This is a genomic window from Conexibacter sp. JCM 18997 (genome assembly GCF_055391915.1).
In genome coordinates this window covers 1,424,383-1,443,526 of the sequence record NZ_AP043885.1, presented here as the reverse complement: position 1 = coordinate 1,443,526, position 19,144 = coordinate 1,424,383, and the positions used below count along the sequence as shown (strand labels likewise).

18 protein-coding genes are annotated in these 19,144 nt (G+C 73.6%); 8 read left to right on the top strand and 10 right to left on the bottom strand.

The genetic code is table 11. The annotated features are described in order from the left end of the window. The first annotated feature begins 58 nt into the window (after positions 1-58). Positions 59-1,120, top strand: coding sequence for a trans-sulfuration enzyme family protein (locus tag ACZ5UI_RS07495; RefSeq protein ID WP_464195820.1), 1,062 nt, complete (start codon positions 59-61; stop codon positions 1,118-1,120). Here ACZ5UI_RS07495 and ACZ5UI_RS07490 read toward each other — a convergent pair. From ACZ5UI_RS07490 to ACZ5UI_RS07470, 5 genes are all read right to left on the bottom strand, one after another. Further along, positions 1,117-1,845 (bottom strand): hypothetical protein, encoded by a 729-nt coding sequence (locus ACZ5UI_RS07490; protein WP_464195818.1) that lies wholly within the window; start codon positions 1,843-1,845, stop codon positions 1,117-1,119. The two genes, ACZ5UI_RS07495 and ACZ5UI_RS07490, sit on opposite strands and share 4 nt — an antisense overlap. Next, on the bottom strand, positions 1,842-1,970 hold the full coding sequence (locus tag ACZ5UI_RS07485; RefSeq protein ID WP_464195816.1) for a hypothetical protein: 129 nt from the start codon (positions 1,968-1,970) through the stop codon (positions 1,842-1,844). The genes ACZ5UI_RS07490 and ACZ5UI_RS07485 overlap by 4 nt, the downstream gene beginning before the upstream one ends. Further along, entirely contained in the window at positions 1,970-2,695 is a 726-nt protein-coding gene (locus ACZ5UI_RS07480) for a sulfotransferase-like domain-containing protein (RefSeq protein ID WP_464195814.1), read from the bottom strand. Before ACZ5UI_RS07480 ends, ACZ5UI_RS07485 begins: the two co-directional genes overlap by 1 nt. Next, positions 2,692-3,609, bottom strand: coding sequence for an aminotransferase class IV (locus ACZ5UI_RS07475; RefSeq protein ID WP_464195812.1), 918 nt, complete (start codon positions 3,607-3,609; stop codon positions 2,692-2,694). Before ACZ5UI_RS07475 ends, ACZ5UI_RS07480 begins: the two co-directional genes overlap by 4 nt. A gap of 175 nt (positions 3,610-3,784) precedes the next feature. Continuing rightward, complete coding sequence (locus ACZ5UI_RS07470; protein WP_464195810.1) at positions 3,785-4,870, bottom strand: DUF3089 domain-containing protein; 1,086 nt, start codon at positions 4,868-4,870, stop codon at positions 3,785-3,787. A gap of 40 nt (positions 4,871-4,910) precedes the next feature. On the opposite strand from ACZ5UI_RS07470, the gene ACZ5UI_RS07465 reads away from it, so the two are divergent. Then, positions 4,911-5,477: a hypothetical protein gene (locus ACZ5UI_RS07465; RefSeq protein WP_464195808.1), complete on the top strand. Its 567-nt coding sequence runs from the start codon at positions 4,911-4,913 to the stop codon at positions 5,475-5,477. Here ACZ5UI_RS07465 and ACZ5UI_RS07460 read toward each other — a convergent pair. Next, positions 5,474-8,071 (bottom strand): DUF1254 domain-containing protein, encoded by a 2,598-nt coding sequence (locus tag ACZ5UI_RS07460; protein ID WP_464195806.1) that lies wholly within the window; start codon positions 8,069-8,071, stop codon positions 5,474-5,476. The two genes, ACZ5UI_RS07465 and ACZ5UI_RS07460, sit on opposite strands and share 4 nt — an antisense overlap. A gap of 91 nt (positions 8,072-8,162) precedes the next feature. Between ACZ5UI_RS07460 and ACZ5UI_RS07455 the strand changes: the two genes are divergently transcribed. From ACZ5UI_RS07455 to ACZ5UI_RS07445, 3 genes are read left to right on the top strand one after another with little or no spacing between them, the layout of a single operon-like run. Then, a complete protein-coding gene (locus ACZ5UI_RS07455) occupies positions 8,163-8,837 on the top strand; it encodes a TetR/AcrR family transcriptional regulator (protein ID WP_464195803.1) in 675 nt (224 codons plus the stop codon). Continuing rightward, a complete protein-coding gene (locus ACZ5UI_RS07450) occupies positions 8,834-9,934 on the top strand; it encodes a serine hydrolase domain-containing protein (RefSeq protein WP_464195801.1) in 1,101 nt (366 codons plus the stop codon). Before ACZ5UI_RS07455 ends, ACZ5UI_RS07450 begins: the two co-directional genes overlap by 4 nt. A 12-nt stretch (positions 9,935-9,946) precedes the next feature. Beyond that, positions 9,947-10,591, top strand: a complete 645-nt coding sequence (locus ACZ5UI_RS07445) for a hypothetical protein (protein ID WP_464195799.1) — start codon at positions 9,947-9,949, stop codon at positions 10,589-10,591. Here ACZ5UI_RS07445 and ACZ5UI_RS07440 read toward each other — a convergent pair. Together ACZ5UI_RS07440 and ACZ5UI_RS07435 are read right to left on the bottom strand one after the other, a co-directional pair. After that, the gene (locus ACZ5UI_RS07440) at positions 10,588-11,775 is read right to left on the bottom strand and encodes a low temperature requirement protein A (RefSeq protein WP_464195797.1); all 1,188 of its coding nucleotides are present in this window, start codon (positions 11,773-11,775) and stop codon (positions 10,588-10,590) included. The genes ACZ5UI_RS07445 and ACZ5UI_RS07440 overlap by 4 nt on opposite strands. A gap of 11 nt (positions 11,776-11,786) precedes the next feature. Then, the gene (locus ACZ5UI_RS07435) at positions 11,787-12,701 is read right to left on the bottom strand and encodes an alpha/beta hydrolase (RefSeq protein WP_464195795.1); all 915 of its coding nucleotides are present in this window, start codon (positions 12,699-12,701) and stop codon (positions 11,787-11,789) included. Positions 12,702-12,784: 83 nt separating this feature from the next. On the opposite strand from ACZ5UI_RS07435, the gene ACZ5UI_RS07430 reads away from it, so the two are divergent. Genes ACZ5UI_RS07430 through ACZ5UI_RS07420 form a run of 3 tightly spaced genes read left to right on the top strand, consistent with a single transcriptional unit; the run spans position 12,785 to position 15,530 of the window. Beyond that, positions 12,785-13,408 carry a VOC family protein gene (locus tag ACZ5UI_RS07430; protein WP_464195791.1) on the top strand — a complete coding sequence of 208 codons (624 nt, stop codon included), beginning with the start codon at positions 12,785-12,787 and terminating at the stop codon, positions 13,406-13,408. Positions 13,409-13,412: 4 nt separating this feature from the next. Beyond that, positions 13,413-14,744, top strand: a complete 1,332-nt coding sequence (locus ACZ5UI_RS07425; protein ID WP_464195789.1) for a dihydrolipoyl dehydrogenase family protein — start codon at positions 13,413-13,415, stop codon at positions 14,742-14,744. A gap of 12 nt (positions 14,745-14,756) precedes the next feature. Next, on the top strand, positions 14,757-15,530 hold the full coding sequence (locus ACZ5UI_RS07420) for a bestrophin-like domain (RefSeq protein ID WP_464195787.1): 774 nt from the start codon (positions 14,757-14,759) through the stop codon (positions 15,528-15,530). A 15-nt stretch (positions 15,531-15,545) separates the two neighbouring features. Here ACZ5UI_RS07420 and ACZ5UI_RS07415 read toward each other — a convergent pair whose 3' ends face one another. Together ACZ5UI_RS07415 and ACZ5UI_RS07410 are read right to left on the bottom strand one after the other, a co-directional pair. Beyond that, positions 15,546-16,370: a hypothetical protein gene (locus ACZ5UI_RS07415; protein ID WP_464195785.1), complete on the bottom strand. Its 825-nt coding sequence runs from the start codon at positions 16,368-16,370 to the stop codon at positions 15,546-15,548. Positions 16,371-16,426: 56 nt separating this feature from the next. Then, positions 16,427-19,141, bottom strand: coding sequence for a helix-turn-helix transcriptional regulator (locus ACZ5UI_RS07410; RefSeq protein WP_464195783.1), 2,715 nt, complete (start codon positions 19,139-19,141; stop codon positions 16,427-16,429). Between the last annotated feature and the right edge of the window lie 3 nt (positions 19,142-19,144).

Here is a 19,144-nt window from a genome sequence, read left to right as displayed (position 1 = left end):
ACACCGCTTTCCCTGCTCACGCGAGCAGCGTAGAGCCGGGGCGGCTAGCGTGCGGCGGATGCTGCATCCCGAGGACGTCAACCCTGAGACCTGGGCGATCGTCGGCGGCCGTCCGCCCGGCGAGCCGGGGGACCCGCTCAACGTCCCGCTGGTCCCGTCGTCGACGTTCATCCTGGGCGGCGAGCGCATCTACAGCCGCAACGAGGCCACGCCGGCCTGGGAGGCGCTCGAGCAGCTCGTGGGCGGCCTGGAGGGCGGCGAGGCGGTGGCCTTCGCGTCGGGCATGGCCGCCTGTGCGGCCGTGCTGGCCCAGTTGCCCAGCGGCGCCCACCTGGTCCTCGGCGACGACTGCTACCAGGGGGTGGCGGGCATCGCGGCGGCCGGCGCGCGCGACCACGGCTGGCGGGTGGAGCGTCTCAACGCGGCCGACCCGCTGTGGGTCCAGCGCGCGGGGGAGGCCGACCTGCTGTGGGTGGAGTCCCCGTCCAACCCGCTCCTGGACGTGGCCGACGTGGAGGCGATCTGCGCGGCGCCCCGCCGACCGGGCACCCGCGTGGTCGTCGACAACACGTTCGCCACGCCGCTGGGCCAGCAGCCGCTGGCCCTGGGCGCGGACATCTCGATCCACTCGGCGACGAAGTTCATTGGCGGGCACTCCGACCTGCTCCTGGGCGTGGCCATCACCAAGGACGCCGAGCAGCTGCGCCTGCTGCGCACCCAGCGCAGCCTCAACGGCGCGACGCCCGGCACGCTGGAGGTGTTCCTGGCGCTACGCGGCGCGCGCACGCTCCCGCTGCGTCTGCGTCAGGCCAGCGCCACGGCGGCGGCCCTGGTCGAGCAGCTGCGCGAGCACCCCGCGGTGACGCGCGTGCGCTATCCGGGCTACGGGGCGATCGTCAGCTTCGAGCTGGCCGACGGGGCGGCGGCCGACCGCGCGTGCGTCTCGACCCGCGTCATCCGCCACGCCACCAGCCTGGGCGGCGTGGAGACGACGATGGAACGGCGCAACGCCCATCCCGGGCAGGAGCACATCCCGCCCGGCCTGATCCGCATGAGCGTCGGCTGCGAGGACGCCGACGACCTGTGGCGCGACCTGCACCGCGCCCTCGGCGGCACTTAGCCCAGCTCGTACAGGCCCCAGGGCGGGTTGGCGTTGACCACGCGCCCCGGCTTGCAGGTGGCCACGAAGCTGGCGAAGCGCCGATCGGGATGCTGCGCCGTGATCCGGTAGACGCCGGTGGGCACGCGCGTCCACACGACGCCGCCGTCGATCGACGAGCTCGTCTGCGCGGGATCCGGGACCACCTGGTCGTTGAAGTAGACGGCGGGCGGCAGCGCGGGCGTGCCGCTGGCCGTGGCGCCCGCGACGCCATGCGCGCCGAAGGCCACGAACGCGTCGAAGCTCAGGTCGCGCACGGCGTTCGTGCTGAAGGTCGAGACGATCGCGCACTGCTGCAGCTCGCCGGTGGGGGTGAGCGGCACCGACAGCAGCGTGGCCAGCGCGCCGTAGACGGCATCGGTCGGCGTCTGGAAGTTGACCCGCTCCAGGTTCTTCCCGCGCAGGGTGAACGTCTGCAGGTAGACCGTGTGGTAGCCGGGGGCGACGATGTACGGCGTCACCTGGCTGCGGGCGGGAACCCGCAGGTCGTAGGTGCCGTCGGCGCGCGTGGTCGCGCGCAGCCGCGGGTGCTCCGCGACGCGGATCGACGCGCCGCTGAGGCGCACCTCGGTCTTGTTGAACTCGTACGCGGTGCCGCGCAGGTGGACGGTGCGGGCGGCCTGGGCGGCGGGAGCGAGCGCGGCGATGCTGGCGAGCACGAGCGCGACGATGAGGGCGGGCTTCACGAGGCGACCCTAGCGTCGGGCGCGGCGCCGCGGGCCAGCGCGACCGCTCCGCCGATCAACGCCGCGGTCAGAGCCTGCGGACGCGACCGCCAGAACCAGCCCGGGGCGATCTGCGCGTCGTCCATCAGACCAGCAGCCGCCGCGCGTGCATCGCCTCGTAGGCGGGTCGGCAGGCCTCGGCCACGGCGGCATCGTGGGCGTTGAGGTCGATCTGGCGCGGTCGCCAGGGCTCGAAGCCGGTCGACCTCCACACGGCGTCGTACCAGTGCGGCGCCCACACGCCGTCGCTGTCGCGCGGGCCGGCGGGCCAGGACAGCATGCGGTCGGTGAAGGGGATGTCGAGCCACTCGCACAGCCAGCGCAGGTGCGGCTCGGGGGCGCGCAGGAAGTCGCCGGCGTCGATGATCGGGGCCGGTGCACCGTGGCCGTCCCACAGGTCGACCAGCCACTTCTGCTGCAGGACGCCGATGTCGGCGGGCTCGCAGGCCTCGCGCGAGCGCACGTAGGAGTTGACCACCTCGAGGGGATCGCGGATCAACGCGATGTTGCGGAAGGCCAGCGACCAGGTCAGGTCCATGTCCTCGGACACGTGGTGGGTCATGTGCTTGGCGTAGTGGACGTCGATCCCCGCCGGCAGCGGGGTCGACAGCGTGGCGATCGCCGCATCCAGCGCCGCGGGCTGGGAGGCGACCACCGCGTCGCGGGCGGGATGCTCGATGCCGGTGCGGGCCAGGTAGGCGCTGTACAGCGGCTCGTCGACGACGACGGTGTCGGGCCGGTTCTCGAAGGACCGCATCATCGCCGTGGAGATGTTGCGGGGCCCCGACCACATGGCGATGCGCGTCGTCATCGCGCCGCGACGTCGTGGTCGACCAGCTCCCGGTAGAGCGACTGCAGCCGCTGCACCATGGGGCCGCGCTCACCGGTGCCGATCGTGCGCCCGTCGACCGTGCGCACCGGCACGACGCCGGCGAAGGTGCCCGTCACGAACGCCTCCTGGGCGCTGTAGACGTCGGTCAGGCTGAACGTCGTCTCGCGGGCGGTGATGCCGTGGCCGGCGCAGATGCGCAGGACGTTCTCGCGGGTGATGCCCTGCAGGCAGAAGCGCCCGTCCGACGTCCACACCTCGTCGCCCTTGACCACGAAGAAGTGCGTGCTGTTGCAGGTGGCCACGAAGCCGTGCGGGTCGAGCATCAGCGCCTCGTCGGCACCGGCCGTGTAGGCCTGGATGCAGGCGGTGATGTCGTTGAGCTTGCTGTGCGCGTTGAGCTTGGGATCGAGCGTGTCGGGCGTGGCTCGGCGCACGTGGGTGGTGAACAGCGTGATGCCGTCGGTCACCGTCCCGGGCAGCGGGTCCTTGTGCTCGGCGATGATCACCACGGTGGCGGGCCCGACCGTCACGCGCGGGTCCTGGTAGGGCGTGCGCTTGACGCCGCGCGTGACCATCAGCCGCACGTGCACGCCGTCGACCATGTCGTTGGCCTGGAGCGTGGCGTAGATCGCGTCGGTCAGCTCCGCGCGGGTCAGCCCGATGTCGAGCATCAACGCCGCCGCGCCCTCGTACAGGCGGTCGAGGTGGCGCTCGACGAAGGCCGGATGGCCGGAGCGCACGCGCAGGCCCTCCCACACGCCGTCGCCCAGCACGAAGCCCGAGTCGAACACGGACACGACCGCCTCCGCGCGCGGCTTCAGCTCCCCGTTGACCCAGATGCGGATCGCGTCGTTGCGAGGGTCGTCTGCGAAGTCGTGTGTCCCGTGCGGCATCCCGCGAGACTAAAGCTCAAGTTGCCGTAAAGCCGTCCGACAACTGGATCAGGCGGGGCCAATCCATCGGCCGCCGGACACCACTACGCGAACCACGGCTCGCGCGAATGGGTCGCCCCGCCCCCTGTTTTGCACCGCGCCCTGGCGACCCTGTCGCCGGGGCGCCTTGCGTTGGTCACTGCCGCAGGTAGGACGCCGTCTGGCGGGTGGCCATCGAGACGAGGTCGCCGAGCGTCAGGTCCACGTCGCTGCCGTGCAGGCCCCAGCCCGGTCCGAGGCGCTCGGCGACGACGGGGCGCGAGTCGTCCGCGGTGGGGGTGATCCGCAGGACGTGCGCGCCGCCCGCGTCCGAGCAGGCTCCGCGGTAGCGGCCCAGGTAGGTCACCCAGGGCGTGCCCACCGCGGCGTCGGGCTCGGTGTGGAAGAACGGCTGCAGGGGCGCATCGCCGCCAGCGGGTGCGGCCGGGTTGACGCACAGCGTCTGCAGGTCGCTGCCGCGCGCGGGCGTGCCGAAGATCGCCTGGAACGCGCTCTGCATCCCGCGCCCGAACAGGCTGGGATCCGGGGGCGTGTTCAAGAACGAGGAGTAGGCGACGACGCAGCCGATCTGCACGACCGACCGGCAGGCCGGGACGTGCTGGAAGCTGCCGCCCACGTCGCGTCCGGCCGGCACCAGCACGTTGCCGCCGATCAGCAGCGCCGACACGAGCCGCCGGCGCACCGCCGGCTTGGGGTCGATCTCCTCGGCCACCAGGCGCGTGAGCATGCCCGTGCCCTGGGAGTGGCTGATCAGCACGACGCCGCGACCGTGGTTGTCGTGGGCCAGGTAGTCGCGCCAGGCGGCCAGCACGTCGGCGTAGGCGATCGGCACCCCGGTGGTCCGTGCCCGGCCCGGGTCGCCCAGCCCGCCGACCGTCACCTGGCGGTAGACCGGTGCGAACACGCGGCACATCGTCGAGAAGCGCGACGCCTGGAACGTCGCCACGGTGCGCAGCGCCGGGTCGATCGTCAGGTCGGCGTTCAGGGTCGTCTGCGGGCTGACCGTGGGGTAGACGTAGAAGCAGTCGACCTTGCGCCGGCGCTGGGCCGGGAAGCGCTCGACGGTCTGGGTCCCGTCGGCGGCCACCGCGGTGGCGGTGCGGCTGGCCTCACACGGGTTGTCGGTCAGGCCGGGACGGCACAGCCAGACGGTCTTGGCGTCGGCCGAGGCGGCCGCGAACCCGGCGGCGACGACGATGGCGAGGAGGGCGGCGCGCAGCATGGCGCGCAACGCTACCGGTGCCTGTGGAAGGGTTGCGCCGATGCTCGCTCTTGCCGCCGCCCTCGCCGCCACCGCCTGTCCGGCGCCCACCGCGCTGCTGCCCACGCACGTCGCCGGCCTGACCCCGACGGCCACGCCCGTCCTGCACACCGGCGCCGCCGCCTGGGTCAAGGCCCAGCAGGACTCCTCGCCCAAGCGCACCGCCGCGCTCCTGCGCCGCCACGGCTTCCGGTCGGGCGCGATCTCGATCTTCGCGCCGCCCGCCAACCCCAAGAGCAAGAGCCGCGCCGCGGCCAGCTGGGTCGAGCGCGTCCGGTCGCCCGCGGACGCGCGCAAGCAGGTGGCCTACGAGATCGCCCTGGGCGAGCGCAACGTGCGCAAGCAGCGCGGGCCGACCCGGTCGGTCACCTCGGAGCGCGTGCCCGGCGCGCGCGGCTTCTACGGCCTGACCAAGAGCGGCGCGATCAACGCGGCCAACCTGTGGCTGGCCGTGGGCGACCACGTGCTGTTCATCGGCGCGTTGAACGCGTCGGGCTCCCCGTTGGCCGAGGTCGAGCGCCGCCTGGCCGCGATGGCCGCCGAGGTGCGCCGCGACTGCGCGGGCTAGCGGCAGTCCAGGCAGCGGATCCCCGGCGGGCGCCAGCGGCCGTCCAGCGCGGCGCGCTCGGGCACGTACAGCCGCAGCGAGACGACGAACGTGCCGCGCGGCGCGGGCAGCCAGTTGGCGGTGCGGCCCGACGGTGCGTCGTGCTGGAGGCGGATCGTCACCGGTCCCCGGCCCAGGTCGCGATCGCCGAGCGCCTGGCGCCCGATCGGGTTGTCGATCAGCCCCAGATCGGCGTCGTACATGGTCAGCGACCAGAACGCCCGGGCCGGCGGCGGCGTGCGGAAGGTCAGCGCATAGCGGTGGCGCCCGCTGAGCTTGCGGCCCTGCGCGTCGTTGGCGGCGATCAGGTAGACGGCCTCGTCGGGCGTGTTGGCCCACAGGCCGATCAGCGCCGTCATCGCCCGCAGGTCCCAGTCGGTCCCGAACGCGCCGACCTGCGGGTCGAAGGCCGACCAGCCCTGGTTGCGGCGGACCTGCGCCTGGCGCCGCTTGGCCACCAGCGCCTCGATGTGGGCACGGCCGTCGCGCACCGCGCGTTCCAGGGCGGCCCGCACCGCGGGCGTCAACGGCGCGCCGGTGGCCGACAGGCCGGGGCCGATGCCGTACCTGGCCAGCGGCGCCAGCGCCCGGGCCTCGGCCGCGGTGGGCGGATCCTCGGCCAGGATCTGGTCGAACAGGTCGAAGAACGCCAGCCCGGTGGGCAGGGTCGGCGGTGGCACGGTCGGCCGCGCGTCCAGGACGGTGCTGGGCTTGGCCTCGCCGCCCAGGGGCCCGAGCGTGTACCCGGCCAGGAAGCCCTTGAGCATGGGCAGCTCGGTGGGGGAGTTGACCAGGGTGCGGCCGAGCAGCAGCGCGTCGGCGGTCGGGCTGTGCAGCACCGGCATCCCCGCGGGCAGCGGGGTCGCGTTGCCGGGGCCGACGATCACGTAGTCGCCGGGGCCCACGCCGGTCGTGCGCGTGCCGATGTAGCCGGAGACGTTCGTGTAGGCGTCCATCAGCTGCAGCTCGAAGTAGCGATCGCCATGCGCGGGCACGTGCACGACCAGCGGGCCGTCGCGCAGATCGAGCTTGCCCACCGTGTAGACGGTGTCGACGTTGGGCAGGACGATCAGCCGATCGGCGGGCTTGGACAGCGCGTTGATGCTGACCAGCGTGTTGAGCGGGAACGTCCGCTGCGACAGCCGGTGCATGAGCACCGGGAACGCGTGCGTGTAGGCGGCCAGGCCGTCGCGGTAGGCCGTCTGCGCTGCGTCGGCGCGCAGCGCGCTCCCGCGTCGCTTGGGCTTGACCGTGGCGCAGCCCTCGCGCTGGAAGCCGGCGGTCGTCGTGTACGAGGCGGTGGGCAGGTAGTCGCCCATCACCTGACGCTCGGTGCCGTACGTCGTGACGCGCTGGGCGGCCTGCGCGAACCCGGGCGCGGCGACCATGTTGCGCAGGAGCAGCAGCCCGTAGTCGGGATCGGCGGGCGACTCGGTCTGGCGCCCCCAGTCCAGCCAGGTGACGCCGCAGCGCGACGTGGCGTTGGCCGGGCGATCCTCGGGCCGGCTGACCACGATCGTGTAGCGCCGCGCGCCGCGCAGCGCGACCTGGTCGTCGGTCACGCAGTCCACGGCCTGTCCGCTGACCGGCGTCTTGTTGGAGCACAGCGACCAGTAGCGCAGGTCGCCGCTGCCCATCACGCGCTGGCCGTCACGCGTGTCGGGGGTCCTGGGCAGCGTGCCGTGCAGCACGAGCACCGGGCCGAACTGCCGGTTGATCGAGGTGTAGACGTAGCGGCTGTCGCCGTTGCTGAACGCGCCGCCGGTGTCGGGCGGGGTCAGCGTGGTGCGCGTCTGCGGGCGGAAGTCGCCGAGGAAGTTGTAGGCCCCGTTGAAGAAGCGCTGGAACGTGGGCGTGGGGGAGGCGGGCGCGGTGGCCGGGTCCAGCCCGGGCGTGGTCAGCAGCGCGTTGAACTGCTCCAGCGTCATCGGCGGCGACGTCTGCACCTCGTGGTCGGGCCGGTTGACCGCCGCGCAGGCGGCGGCGCCGGTGATGCGCGTGCCGTCGGCGGTCACCAGCGTGGGCTGGGGCAGACCGCCGTCGCCGGCCACGTCGGTGCCGCGGTCGTTGACGTACACCCGGTAGCCCAGCGCGACGTCCGCGCTGTCGGTGCCGGTGTAGAGCGTGTTGGGGGCCGGCGTGGCGGGCTTGGGCGCGGCGACGATCGACACGGTGTAGGCCCGGTCGGGGCGATCACGGCGCGCGCCCGGGCGGAACGGGTTCAGCGAGCCCCGGTCCGGCGTGATCGCTGCGTCCAGCAGCGCCCCCGCCGGGTCCTTGCCGACGTAGGAGCTGAGCGACATGTAGCGGGCGTGCGGGAAGCGCCCCTTGAGCTCGAGCTGCGACCCAGCGGGCAGCGTGAAGCGCGCGAACCAGTACGTCGCGTCGGCGTCGGGATAGTTGTTGGCGGCGTGCGCGCCGTCGGTGTAGGCGAAGCCGCGCGGTCCGAACCAGAAGCAGTCGTCCGACAGCTGGGCGTCGACCGTGCCGGCGGCCAGCGCCGGCGCAGCCAACCCGCCCATCGTCGCCATGGCCAGCGCAACCGCAGCCCACATCCCTCGCATCGTCTCTCCTCCGCCTGGACCCTTGGCGGTCATTAAATACGGACGCAAATTCAAATGTCAAATTCGTGCTACGGTCCCGTTGATGGGGGAGACCGCGACGCCGCAGACGCTCAAGCGCGGGCGCCACAAGCTGCCGCCGGAGGAGGTGCGCGCGTCCCAGCGCGCGCGACTGCTGACCGCGATGGAACAGCTCGTGGCCGAACGCGGCTACGAGGCCACCAGCGTGCCGCGGGTGACCGCGGCCGCGCGCGTCTCCACCAACGCGTTCTACGCGCTGTTCCGCGACAAGGCCGACTGCTTCATCGCCCTGTGCGAGCGCACCGGCGACGAGCTGCTGACCACGCTGGCCGCGGAGGACGGCCCCGTCACCACGCCCGAGGACGCCCTGCGTGACCTCGACGACGGCGTCTCGACCTACCTGCGCTGGTGGGTCGACCGGCCGGGCATGGCCCGCTCGTACTTCGTCGAGCTGCCCTCGGCCGGCCTGCGCGCGCTGGAGGAACGCGACCGCCAGTACGACCGCTTCGCGGCGCTGTACCGCTCGATGGCCGAGCAGGCGCGGGTCGTCTTCCCGCAGGCTCCGCCGCTGCGCGACGTCGAGGTCCGCGCGGCGCTGTTCGTGGTCACCGAGCTGGTCGGCGCAGAGGTGCGCGCGGGGCGCATCGCCACGCTCATGGATCTGCACGCGGAGCTGCGCCACGTGCTGCTGAAGCTGCTGGTAGGCGATGTGGCGGCTGGGTGGGCGGCGGGGCGGTGAGAGCGCTGCTGGTCGCGCTGGCGCTGGCGCTCGGCATCGCCGCCGACGCGTCCGCGGCCACGGTGCCGGGCGACCAATGGCCGCGCCAGACCGCGCGGGCGGCGGGACTCGACGCCGCCGAGCTGTCGCGCATCGCGGGCGAGGCGGAGGCCGGGAAGTCCAACTGCCTCGTCGTGACCCGGCGCGGGCGGCTCGTCGGGGAGTGGCAGTTCCGGGGCACGACGCCGGCCTCGACCCAGGAGATCTTCTCGGCCACCAAGTCGATCACCAGCACGCTGGTCGGCATCGCGGTCGACGACGGCGCGCTGCGGCTCGACGACCCCGCGTCGATCTGGATCCCGCAGTGGCGCGGTACGTCGGCGGCGGCGGTGACCGTGCGCGACCTGCTCAGCAACGACTCCGGTCGCCAATGGAGCCTGGCGCTGGACTACCGCGACCTGATCGTCGCGCCGGACCGCACCGCGTTCGCCATCGGCCTGCAGCAGACGAGCGCTCCTGGCCAGGTGTGGGTGTACAACAACGCGGCCATCCAGACGCTCCAGGCCGTGCTGCAGGGCGCCACCGGCCAGGACGTCGTGACGTTCGCGCAGCGGCGGCTGTTCGGCCCGCTGGGCATGCGCGACACCACCCTCAGCCGCGACAGCACCGGCCACGCGCAGCTGTTCTTCGGGGCGCACTCGACCTGTCGCGACATGGCCCGCTTCGGCACGCTGATGCTCGACCGTGGGCGCTGGGGCGCGCGCCGGATCGTCTCGGCGGCCTGGGTGCGTCAGGCCACCGGGCGCCCATCGACGCCGCTGAACGCCGCCTACGGCTACCTGTGGTGGCTCAACCGGGAGGGCGTGATCGCCGCCAACCCGCTCGTGGCCACCAGCGTCGCCGAGGCGCAGTCGCCGCAGGCCGTGCACGGCCGCCTCGTGCCCGATGCGCCCGCCGACCTGTTCTGGGCGCTGGGCCTGGGTAACCAGATCGTCCAGGTCGATCCCGGCTCGGGCACCGTCGTCGTGCGCCTGGGCACCGGCGAGCCGCGCCCGCAGCCGCCGACGTTCGGCCCCGGGCAGGCGGCGCAGGTCGTGACCAAGGCGCTCCTGCACTAGCTTCCCGCGGCGATGTTCGCGGCCTACACCGACGCCACGCGCGAGGCGCTCGAGCTCCTGCGCGACGCCAGCCAGTTCAAGTGGTACGTCGTCACGCTGCTCGGCCTGTGCGTCTACGTCTACACCGTCGAGGTCGAGCGGCGGCGCTGGGACATCGTCCTGGCCGGCCTGGCCTTCTGGCTGATGGACTGGTTCAACGAGATGGTCAACTCGGCGATCCTGCACATCAGCGGCACGTCGGCGCTGTGGACGGTCACCGGCGACACGGCGTACCTGATCTTCATCGGCCTGACCGTCGAGATCAGCCTGCTGTTCCTGATCTCCGGCGTGACGTTCGTCAAGGGGCTGCCGGCCGATCGCCACCTGCGCATCCTCGGCCTGCCCAACCGCTGGGTGCTCGTGTTCGCCTACGCGCTGTTCTGCGTGATCGTCGAGATCCTGCTGCACGAGACGGGCTACTTCCACTGGCACTACTGGTGGTGGAACGTGCCCTTCATCCCGCTGATCCTGGTGTTCGGCTACATGACGTTCTTCGCCGTCGCCGCCTGGGTCTACGACATGGGCACCGACCATCGCCGGCAGCTGCGCGTGGTGGGCACGATCGCCGCCGTCGACGTGGTCCTGGGCGTCGCGTTCGGCCTGGCCGGCTGGATCTAGCCCGACTCGCGCCGTTCGCGCCCCGCGGCGAGCGCGTCGAGGTCCATGTGGTGGGTGCGCCACGACGCGGTGGCGGTCCACACGACGACCCAGGCGGCCAGCACCCACAGGTACGCGTGCGGCGACAGGACGTGGTGCAGCGTGCCCAGCCAGAACGTGGCGATCACGATCAGCGAGCGGCCCAACCGGCCCCAGCGGGTCACCGCGGCGAACACCACGCGCGTGCCCACGAAGTAGACGCCCACCCCGACGCAGGCCAGCCAGTAGCCGGCGGTCGGCGTGTCGTGCTCGAGCAGCAGCCCGACGCCGGCGGCCACGAGCAGGAGCGCGAACGTGGGCAGCATGTGGCCGATGGCGAACAGGCCGCGGGCGATCGCCGGGGAGCCGCCCGACAGCTCCAGCACCTTGAGGTTGATCTCCGCGGCCGCGTCGAAGTACAGCCACCACAGCGCGGCGGCGAGGATCATCGCCGCGATCAGGGCGCCCCAGCCGTCCGCGCTGGCCACGTGGCCGTCGACGGAGGCCTGCCCCGCCTCGACGACCACCTCGCCGAGCAGGATGATGATGAACAGGCCGAAGCGCTCGGCGAAATGGTGGGCGTCGATCGCCTCGTCGGGGTTCGTCGGCGCCATCGCCTCCAGGTCGCGACGATTGCGGGCCCGGCGGCGCTTGTCGCGCTCTTCGGTCAGCAGGCCGCCCGACTCGCCGGCCACGGCCAGGCCCCACAGCACGTAGCGGCCGGGACCGGGCACCGCGATCGACACCGCGAACACCGCGGCCGACAGCGCGTAGGCCTTCGTGATGCGCTGGTTGAGCGCGTCGCGCAGACCGCCGCCGCCGGCGTGCGCGACGGCCAGGACGATCCGGACCACGGCCATGCTCGCCGCGAACATCGCGCTGTCGCCGACCGACGCCGGCTCGATGGCCACCGCGGCGACGCCCATCGGGACGCTGCCGGCCAGGAAGATCAGGCGCGACAGCGGCTCCTCGTCGCCGCGACGGTTGTAGAGGACGGCGAAGCCGATCCACGTCCACCAGATGACGACGAACAGGCCGAGCGCGATCCACACCTCATGGGAGGTGGGGTGCGCGACGAGCAGATGCGAGAGCTGGCCGACGGCCAGCACGACGATCAGGTCGAGATAGAGCTCGACCCAGGAGACACGCTTGCCCTCCGACGGCACGCGGGCGAAGGCTACGCGGGCACGCGCAGGTCCGCCGCGACCGCCTCGATCGCCGCCACGCCGCCGCTGATCAGCTGCGGGAACGTGAAGAAGGCGTGCGTCTGGTCGTCGTAGACGTGCAGCGAGACGGGCACGCCGGCCTCGCGCAGGCGCTCGGCGTAGGCCAGGCCCTCGTCGCGCAGCGGGTCGAACTCGGCGATGACCACCGACGCGGGCGGCAGACCGGACAGGTCGTCGGCCAGCAGCGGCGAGGCCTCGGGGTTGGCGTAGTCCTCGGGGTCCAGGTAGTGGTCGCGGAACCACACCATCTCGCGCTCGGTCAGGAAGCTGGTCGGCGCCTCGCCGTGCTCGTCGTAGGAGGGCCGCCGGGTGCTGAAGTCGGTGGCGGGATAGACCAGGATCTGGTGGGCGATGGCCGGGCCGCCGGCGTCGCGAGCGCGGATCGCGCAGGCCGCGGTGAGGTTCCCGCCGGCGCTGTCGCCGCCCACCACGAGCCGTCGGTCGGGGTGCTGCGCGGCGATCCAGGTGATCGCGTCGAAGCAGTCGTCCAGCGGCCCGGGGAAGCGATGCTCGGGCGCCAGGCGGTACTCGACGGAGACGACCGTGGCGCCCGCCGCGTTGGCCAGCAGCCGGCAGGTCGCGTCGTGGGTGTCGAGGTTGCAGATGACCCACCCGCCGCCGTGCAGGAAGACGATCACCGTGTCGCCCGCATCGTCGGCCGGCGCGTAGGTGCGGGCGCCGATCTCGCCGTCGCGCACCGGGATGCGGATGTCCTGCACGCGGGCCACCTCCGGCCCGCGCGGGAGCAGCGCGTTGTTGGTGGCCACCTGTGCGCGGGCCTCTTGCGGCGTCAGCTCGTAGAGCGGCGGCAGGCCCATCGACGCGGACACGTCGAGCAGCGCCTGTGCCTCGGGATGGAGCGGCATGCGCGGAGCCTACGGATTGCTGCGCCGTCGTTCCCGCAATAAGGTCGCGGTCAGCAGCGCTCACCCCGATGGAGGGCAGAACGATGAGCAGCACCGCGCCGGTGACCACGCGGCTCGAGGTCGTGGTCCTGCCTGTCTCCGACGTCGATCGGGCCAAGGCGTTCTACGCGGGGCTCGGCTGGCGGGAGGATGCCGACTTCGCCACCAGCGACAGCTTCCGCGTGGTGCAGTTCACGCCGACCGGCTCGGACGCCTCGATCATCTTCGGCACCGGCCTGACCAACGCGACGCCCGGCTCGATCGAGGGACTGCAGCTCGTGGTCAGCGACATCGAGGCCGCGCGCGCGGACCTCAACGCCCGCGGCGCCGACGTTGCGGAGGTCTTCCACGATGCGGGCGGCATCTTCCACCACGCCGGAACCACGGATCGGGTTCCCGGCCCGGCACCCGACCACGGCACCTACGGCTCGTTCGCCTCCTTCTCGGACCCGGACGGCAACGGCTGGATCCTCCAGGAGGTGACCGAGCGCCTGCCCGGGCGCGTCGCGCCCACGCCGACCACCTATGCGTCGGTCGAGGACCTCAAGGGCGCGCTGGAGCGGGCGGCCGCGGCGCACGGCGTCCACGAGGCGCAGACCGGCGTGGCCGACGCCGAGTGGCCGATCTGGTACGCCCAGTTCATGGTCGACGAGCAGGCCGGGGCGTAGGCGCGTGTCCCACGACTTCGATGTGATCGTGCTGGGCGCCGGCTCCCCGGGCGAGCACTGCGCGGCGGCGCTGGCGGCCAGCGGGCTGCGGGTCGCCGTCGTCGAGCGCGAGCTGGTCGGGGGCGAGTGCTCCTACTACGCCTGCATCCCGTCCAAGACGCTGCTGCGCCCGGGCGAGGCCGTCCACGGGGCCCGCGAGGCCGCGGCCGAGGCCCAGGTCGACGTGGCGGCGGCGCTGGCCTGGCGCGACTTCATGGTCAGCGACTACTCCGACCAGGGCGCCGCCGGCTGGCTGGAGGGCGCCGGGATCGGTCTGCTGCGCGGCACCGGTCGGCTGGCCGGGCCGGGCGTCGTCGAGGTCGACGGCGTCCCCCACAGCGCGGCGCACATCGTGCTGGCCGCGGGCGCGGACCCGTCGTTCCCGCCGATCCCGGGCCTGGCCGACCTCGACGGCGTGTGGACGAACCGCGAGGTCACGGGCATGCGGGAGATCCCCCGCCGTCTGCTCGTCCTCGGCGGCGGCGCCGTGGGCGTCGAGATGGCGCAGGCGGTCCGCCGCTTGGGCGGCGAGGTCGCGCTCGTGGAAGGCGCCGATCACCTGCTGGCCCGGGAGGCCTCCGCGCTGGGCGTGGCGCTGGCCGACGCGCTGCGCGGCGACGGGATCGAGCTCGAGCTGGGTCGCCACGCCACCGGGGTGAGCAAGGCCGACGGGGAGTTCGTGCTGGCCCTCGACGACGGACGCGAGCTGCGCGGCGACCGGCTCCTGGTGGCCACCGGGCGCCACCCGCGCGTGCACGATCTCGGCCTGGAGACGGTCGGCGTGGAGGCCGATCCACACGGGGTGCCCGTGGACGACCACATGCGCGTGGCCGACGGGCTGTGGGCGATCGGCGACGTCACCGGGATCTGGCCGCTGACCCACGTCGGCAAGTACGCCGGGGACGTCGTGGCCGACAACATCCTGGGGCGGCCGCGCAAAGCGAACTTCGATGCGGTTCCCCGGGTGGTCTACACCGATCCGCAGGCGGGTGCGGTGGGCGCCACCGAGGCGCCGTTCCAGGGCACCGGCATGCTGGCCCAGATCGCCAAGATGGAGACGTACACGCGCGCCTACGCCGACTCCAACGGCTTCCTCACGCTGCTCAGCGACGGGCAGCGGCTGACCGGCGCCTACGCGCTCGGCCCGGAGGCGGGGGAGTGGCTGCAGCAGGCCACGCTGGCCATCCGGGCGGCGGTCCCGCTCGACGTGCTGGCCGACACGATCCAGCCGTTTCCGACCTTCTCGGAGATCTACAACGACGCGCTCCATGCGCTGCGGGGGGCGATCAGTCAGTAGGGTCGCCGCGGCATGGGCGCGATCGTGGTGCACCTCCTCATCCTGTGGGTCGCGATCACCGCGGGCCTGCTCGTCGCCCGCTGGCATCGCAAGATGCGCACGGAGCCCAAGAGCGGCGAGTTCGGCGCGGCGCTGGGCTTCATCGCCTCCGCGTTCGGGCTGCTCCTCGGGCTGCTCGTGGTGTTCGCCACCAACCACTACACGACGGCGCGCACCGAGGCGCAGACCGAAGCGACCACGATCGTGTCAGCGCTGGACGCGCTCAGCGGGCTCCCACCCGCGCAGGCCGTGCCGGTTCAGCACGAGCTCGTCTGCTACACCCGGACCGTCATCGACGGTGATTGGCGCCAGATGGAGGAGGGCAGCGGCGTCGAAGCGGTCGACACGCGGCAGGCCAGGGACCAGGTGCAGAACGCCATCCGCGCGTTGCCTCAGGGCTCGGCCACCGCCGCGGCGCTGTCGAAGCTGAGCGAGGCCAACGCCGCACGACAACAGCTGCTGTTTCTGTCCAAGCCGTCGATACCGATCGTCCTATGGGTGCTGATCTACCTCGGGGCGACCGTCCTGCTCTTCCTGATAGGCAGCGATCTGGTGGCCAAACGCGAGACGTCGATCGCCGGCCTGGCCTGTGTCGTGCTGATGCTCAGCGTCGTGGTTGGCGTGCTGACCACCCTGGACCACCCGTTCGGACCCGGTGCGCGCATCGAGCCGACCGCGCTGCGCAGCTCGCTGGACCTGGTCGCGGCCGGCCAGGAGGACGCGCCGTTCCTGCGCCCCTGCACCTGACCGACCGCGTCCGCGTCAGCTCATCCGCGTGAACGTCACGGCGTACTCGGTGACCGCGCACTCGCTGTAGCCGGCCACGTCGTCGGGCAGCTGGATGCAGTTGCCGCCGGTGGTCGTCTTGCCGTCGCGGTCGACGACCGTGCGCTGCACGCGCACCTCGCCCGTGACCGAGTCGCCGACGCCGAGCTTGGTCAGCCGCGTGAGGTCGGCCTTGGGCAGGTCCGCCCAATCGGGCAGCGGGTTGCGCAGCCGGGCCGCGCTGCTGCCGGCCTTGATCTCCGGTGGGCAGTTGGCGAACTTCCCGTCGTCGGACCCCAGCCAGGCGCGGACGGTCAGGCCCTTGTCGATCGACGGGATGCCCTTGCCCTTGGCGTAGGAGACGACCGCGATCGGGTTGCGCAGGTCGCGCGTGTTGCAGTCGAACGACGGCGTCTTGGGCGGCTGCGGGTTGGGGTCGCAGGGCCCGAACTCGCTCGACGGACCGCACGGGGTGCAGGCCGACGTCAACGGCACCGCGTTGTCCTTCCACTTCCCGATCCGGCTGATCGTGCCCTCGAACGTGGGGCGGCTGCCCGTGCCGGTCAGCAGCGTGTTGCCGAGGACCTTCTCCAGGCGGACGCGCTCGCGCTTGGCCGAGTGGATGCGGATGGTCTGGGTGCCCGAGCCGCGGGCCCAGCTCTTGCAGGCGTCGGGGAAGCCCGAGCTGGCGTAGTCCCACACGACGGTGTGGGTGGCGATGATGTCGACCGCGAGGATCGGGTCGTCGGCCGCCGCGGGACTGGCCGCGACGGTCGCGAGCAGGCCGGCCACGGCCAGGGGGATGAGCAGTTTGCGCAACATGCCGGCGACTCTGGACGGCGCCACCGCGCGGCACATCAGGGAACCCCCGTGCGCGCTCAGCCGTTCGCGCGCGACTGCGTGACCAGCCGGGCCAGCGCGGTGCGAGAGCCGATGTCGAGCTTGCGGTAGAGCAGGCTCAGGCGTCGCTCGACCGTCTTGGTGCTGACGGAGATCGTGCGCCCGATCTCCTCGTTGGTCATGCCGCGGCTGACCAGGACGGCCAGGCGGCGCTCCTCGTCGGGCAGCTCGGCCAGCTCGCTGCGGACCTCGCCCTGGGCGGCGAGCAGGTCGTGGGCGCGGGCCTCCCAGGCCCGCGCGCCGAGCCGATGGAACAGCTCCTGCGCGCGCTCCAGCGCGACCCGCGCGGTGCCCCGGCGGCGCAGGCGGATGGCCTGCTGGCCGACCGCCAGCTCGGTCCGGGCGACCTCCAGCGGCGCGTCCAGCGCGTCCGCCGCGGCCCGCGCGGCGGCCTGCAGGGCGGCCAGCGCGTCGCCGTCGGTGCTGGTGGCAACCGCCGCGCGGGCGGTGATCGCGCCGGTCCAGCCGTCGGCGTCGAGCGCGACGAGCGCGTCGGTGCGATCGCGCGCCTCGTCCGCACGGCCGGCGGCCAGCAGCGCGTCGACCAGGTCGCCGGCGGACGCGGTGAGGGCGGGGTTGGCGAACCCGGCGGCCTCGGCCAGCGCCTGCGCGCGCTGCAGCGGGGCGATCGCGGCCTCCGGTCGCCCCTCGACCAGCTCGACGTGCCCGAGCGCCGCATGCGCGTAGGCGGCGTGCCCGTGGGCGCCGCTGCGGTCGCACAGCTGCAGCGCGCGGGCGGCCAGCGCGCGGGCCTCCTCGGTCTGGCCGGCGATCGCGGTGACCCGCGCCTGCATGGCCAGGATGAACGTGAGCATCGTGTCCTGGCCGGTGTCGCGAGCCAGGCGCGCCGCGGTCGCGATGTCGGCCACCGCCGCGGCGACGTCGCCCCGCCACAGCGCCGCCTGCGCGCGCACGCACAGGGGATAGGGCAGGCGGCCCAGCGCGCTGACGCCCTCCAGCGCGCTCACCACCCCGTCGGCCAGCGCGTGCGCACGGGCCGCCTCGGCCAGCCACAACAGGCACTGCCCGGTGAGGGCGAGCGGCTCGGCGAAGGCCACCGGGTCCACGCCGGCCAGCTGGGCTATCACGCCGTCCAGCCGCCGGCGGCCCTCGGCCGTCGCGCCCCGGGCCACGTCGTACTGGGCCAGCGTCACGTCGCTGAGCAGCGCGATCACGCCGCCCGCCTGGGCGGCCGCGACCTGCAGCTGGCCGACGGCGCGTTCCAGCAGGACGCGATCGCCGGTCATCGTCAGCGCGACCACCGCGTCGAGCAGCAGGCGCGCGGCCGCCTCGGCGTCGCCCGCCTCCAGGAGCTTCTCGGCCTCGGCGTCCAGCACCCGCTGCGCGCCGGCCGGATCCCCGCCGCGCAGGCGCAGGTGCCCGCGCAGCCCGAGCGCCAGCGCGGCGTCGGTCGGGTCCAGGGCGCCGGCCGCGCGATCGACGAGCGCCAGCGCGCGTTCGGCGGCGCCCACGACCGCCAGCTCACGCGCGGCCTCGAGCTGCAGGCGGGCGCGCGGGCGGCCCGCCGGCGAGAGCTCGGCGGCCCGCGCGAACGCCTCGGCGGCCTCGGCGTGACCGCCGACGGCGCGGGCGCTGACGGCGACATCGGCCAACGCGCCGGCGACGTCGGGATCGACGTCGTCGACGGACGCGGCCAGGTGCCAGGCCCGCCGGCGCGGATCGGCGGTCGTGGCGGCCAGCGCTCGATGTGCGCTGCGCCGCTCGGCGCCGTCGCCGGCGTGATAGGCGGCGGCGCGCAGCAGCGCGTGGTCGAAGCGGACCGTGCCCTCGGCGACCGTGAGCAGGGCGCGCCGCTCGGCCGCGTCCAGCGCGCGCTCCTCCAGGTCCAGCTGCGCCAGCGCGTCGGCCAGCCAGGCGGCGGGTCCGCGGTCCATGGCCGCTGCGACGACGAGCGCCCGGCGTTCGTCCCGGCTGAGCTCGCTGAGCTGGCGGTCGAACGCCGCGGCGATCTGCTCGCCCGGGTGCGGCGCGATGCCGAGCGGCTGGCGACCGGCGCGCTGCTCGTCGTTGATCAGGCGCGGCAGCTCGCGCAGGGCCAGCGGGTTGCCTGCGGCGCTGCGCACCAGCCGGGCGGCCACCCCCGGATCCAGACCGGCGGCGTGCGTGCGCAGGAGCGCGCCGGAGGCGTGGTCGTCCAGGCCGCCGAGCGTCAACCGCTGCAGACCCTCGGCATCGGGCATCGATCCCGCTCGCGCGGCGAGCACGAACCCGACCTGCGTGCCCGCGGCCCGCCGCGCGGTGTAGAGGATCGCCTGGCGCGAGGCGTCGTCGACCCACTGGAGGTCGTCGACCAGCACGAGGACCGGGTCGTCGCAGTGGCGCAGCAGCGCCAGCAGCGCCGCGAACACGGCGAACCGATCATGGGCGGCGGGCGGCGACAGGGCCAGGGCGGACGAGAGGGCCGCCGCCTGCGCGGGCGTGAGCTCGTCGCGCAGGCGCAGCAGCGGCTCGCTCAGGTTGCGCAGCGCCGCGAACGGCAGCTGCGTCTCGGACTCCGCGCCGTCCACGCGCAGCACCGCCACGCCGTCGGCGGCGCGGCCCAGCTCGCCCAGCAGCGCGGTCTTGCCGATGCCCGGCTCGCCGTCGACCAGCAGCGCGAAGCCCCGCCCGTCGCGCACGTCGTCCAGTCTCGCGCGCAACAGCGCGAGCTCGTCATCCCGGCCCAGCAGCACGCC

What these genes read in the sequence shown, in the direction of transcription:
- ACZ5UI_RS07495 (WP_464195820.1), top strand. Translation starts at nt 59, where the DNA reads ATGCTGCATCCCGAGGACGTCAACCCTGAGACCTGGGCGATCGTCGGC.
- ACZ5UI_RS07485 (WP_464195816.1), bottom strand. Translation starts at nt 1,970, where the DNA reads ATGGACGACGCGCAGATCGCCCCGGGCTGGTTCTGGCGGTCGCGTCCG.
- ACZ5UI_RS07480 (WP_464195814.1), bottom strand. Translation starts at nt 2,695, where the DNA reads ATGACGACGCGCATCGCCATGTGGTCGGGGCCCCGCAACATCTCCACG.
- ACZ5UI_RS07475 (WP_464195812.1), bottom strand. Translation starts at nt 3,609, where the DNA reads ATGCCGCACGGGACACACGACTTCGCAGACGACCCTCGCAACGACGCG.
- ACZ5UI_RS07470 (WP_464195810.1), bottom strand. Translation starts at nt 4,870, where the DNA reads ATGCTGCGCGCCGCCCTCCTCGCCATCGTCGTCGCCGCCGGGTTCGCG.
- ACZ5UI_RS07465 (WP_464195808.1), top strand. Translation starts at nt 4,911, where the DNA reads ATGCTCGCTCTTGCCGCCGCCCTCGCCGCCACCGCCTGTCCGGCGCCC.
- ACZ5UI_RS07460 (WP_464195806.1), bottom strand. Translation starts at nt 8,071, where the DNA reads ATGTGGGCTGCGGTTGCGCTGGCCATGGCGACGATGGGCGGGTTGGCT.
- ACZ5UI_RS07455 (WP_464195803.1), top strand. Translation starts at nt 8,163, where the DNA reads ATGGGGGAGACCGCGACGCCGCAGACGCTCAAGCGCGGGCGCCACAAG.
- ACZ5UI_RS07445 (WP_464195799.1), top strand. Translation starts at nt 9,947, where the DNA reads ATGTTCGCGGCCTACACCGACGCCACGCGCGAGGCGCTCGAGCTCCTG.
- ACZ5UI_RS07435 (WP_464195795.1), bottom strand. Translation starts at nt 12,701, where the DNA reads ATGCCGCTCCATCCCGAGGCACAGGCGCTGCTCGACGTGTCCGCGTCG.
- ACZ5UI_RS07430 (WP_464195791.1), top strand. Translation starts at nt 12,785, where the DNA reads ATGAGCAGCACCGCGCCGGTGACCACGCGGCTCGAGGTCGTGGTCCTG.
- ACZ5UI_RS07420 (WP_464195787.1), top strand. Translation starts at nt 14,757, where the DNA reads ATGGGCGCGATCGTGGTGCACCTCCTCATCCTGTGGGTCGCGATCACC.
- ACZ5UI_RS07415 (WP_464195785.1), bottom strand. Translation starts at nt 16,370, where the DNA reads ATGTTGCGCAAACTGCTCATCCCCCTGGCCGTGGCCGGCCTGCTCGCG.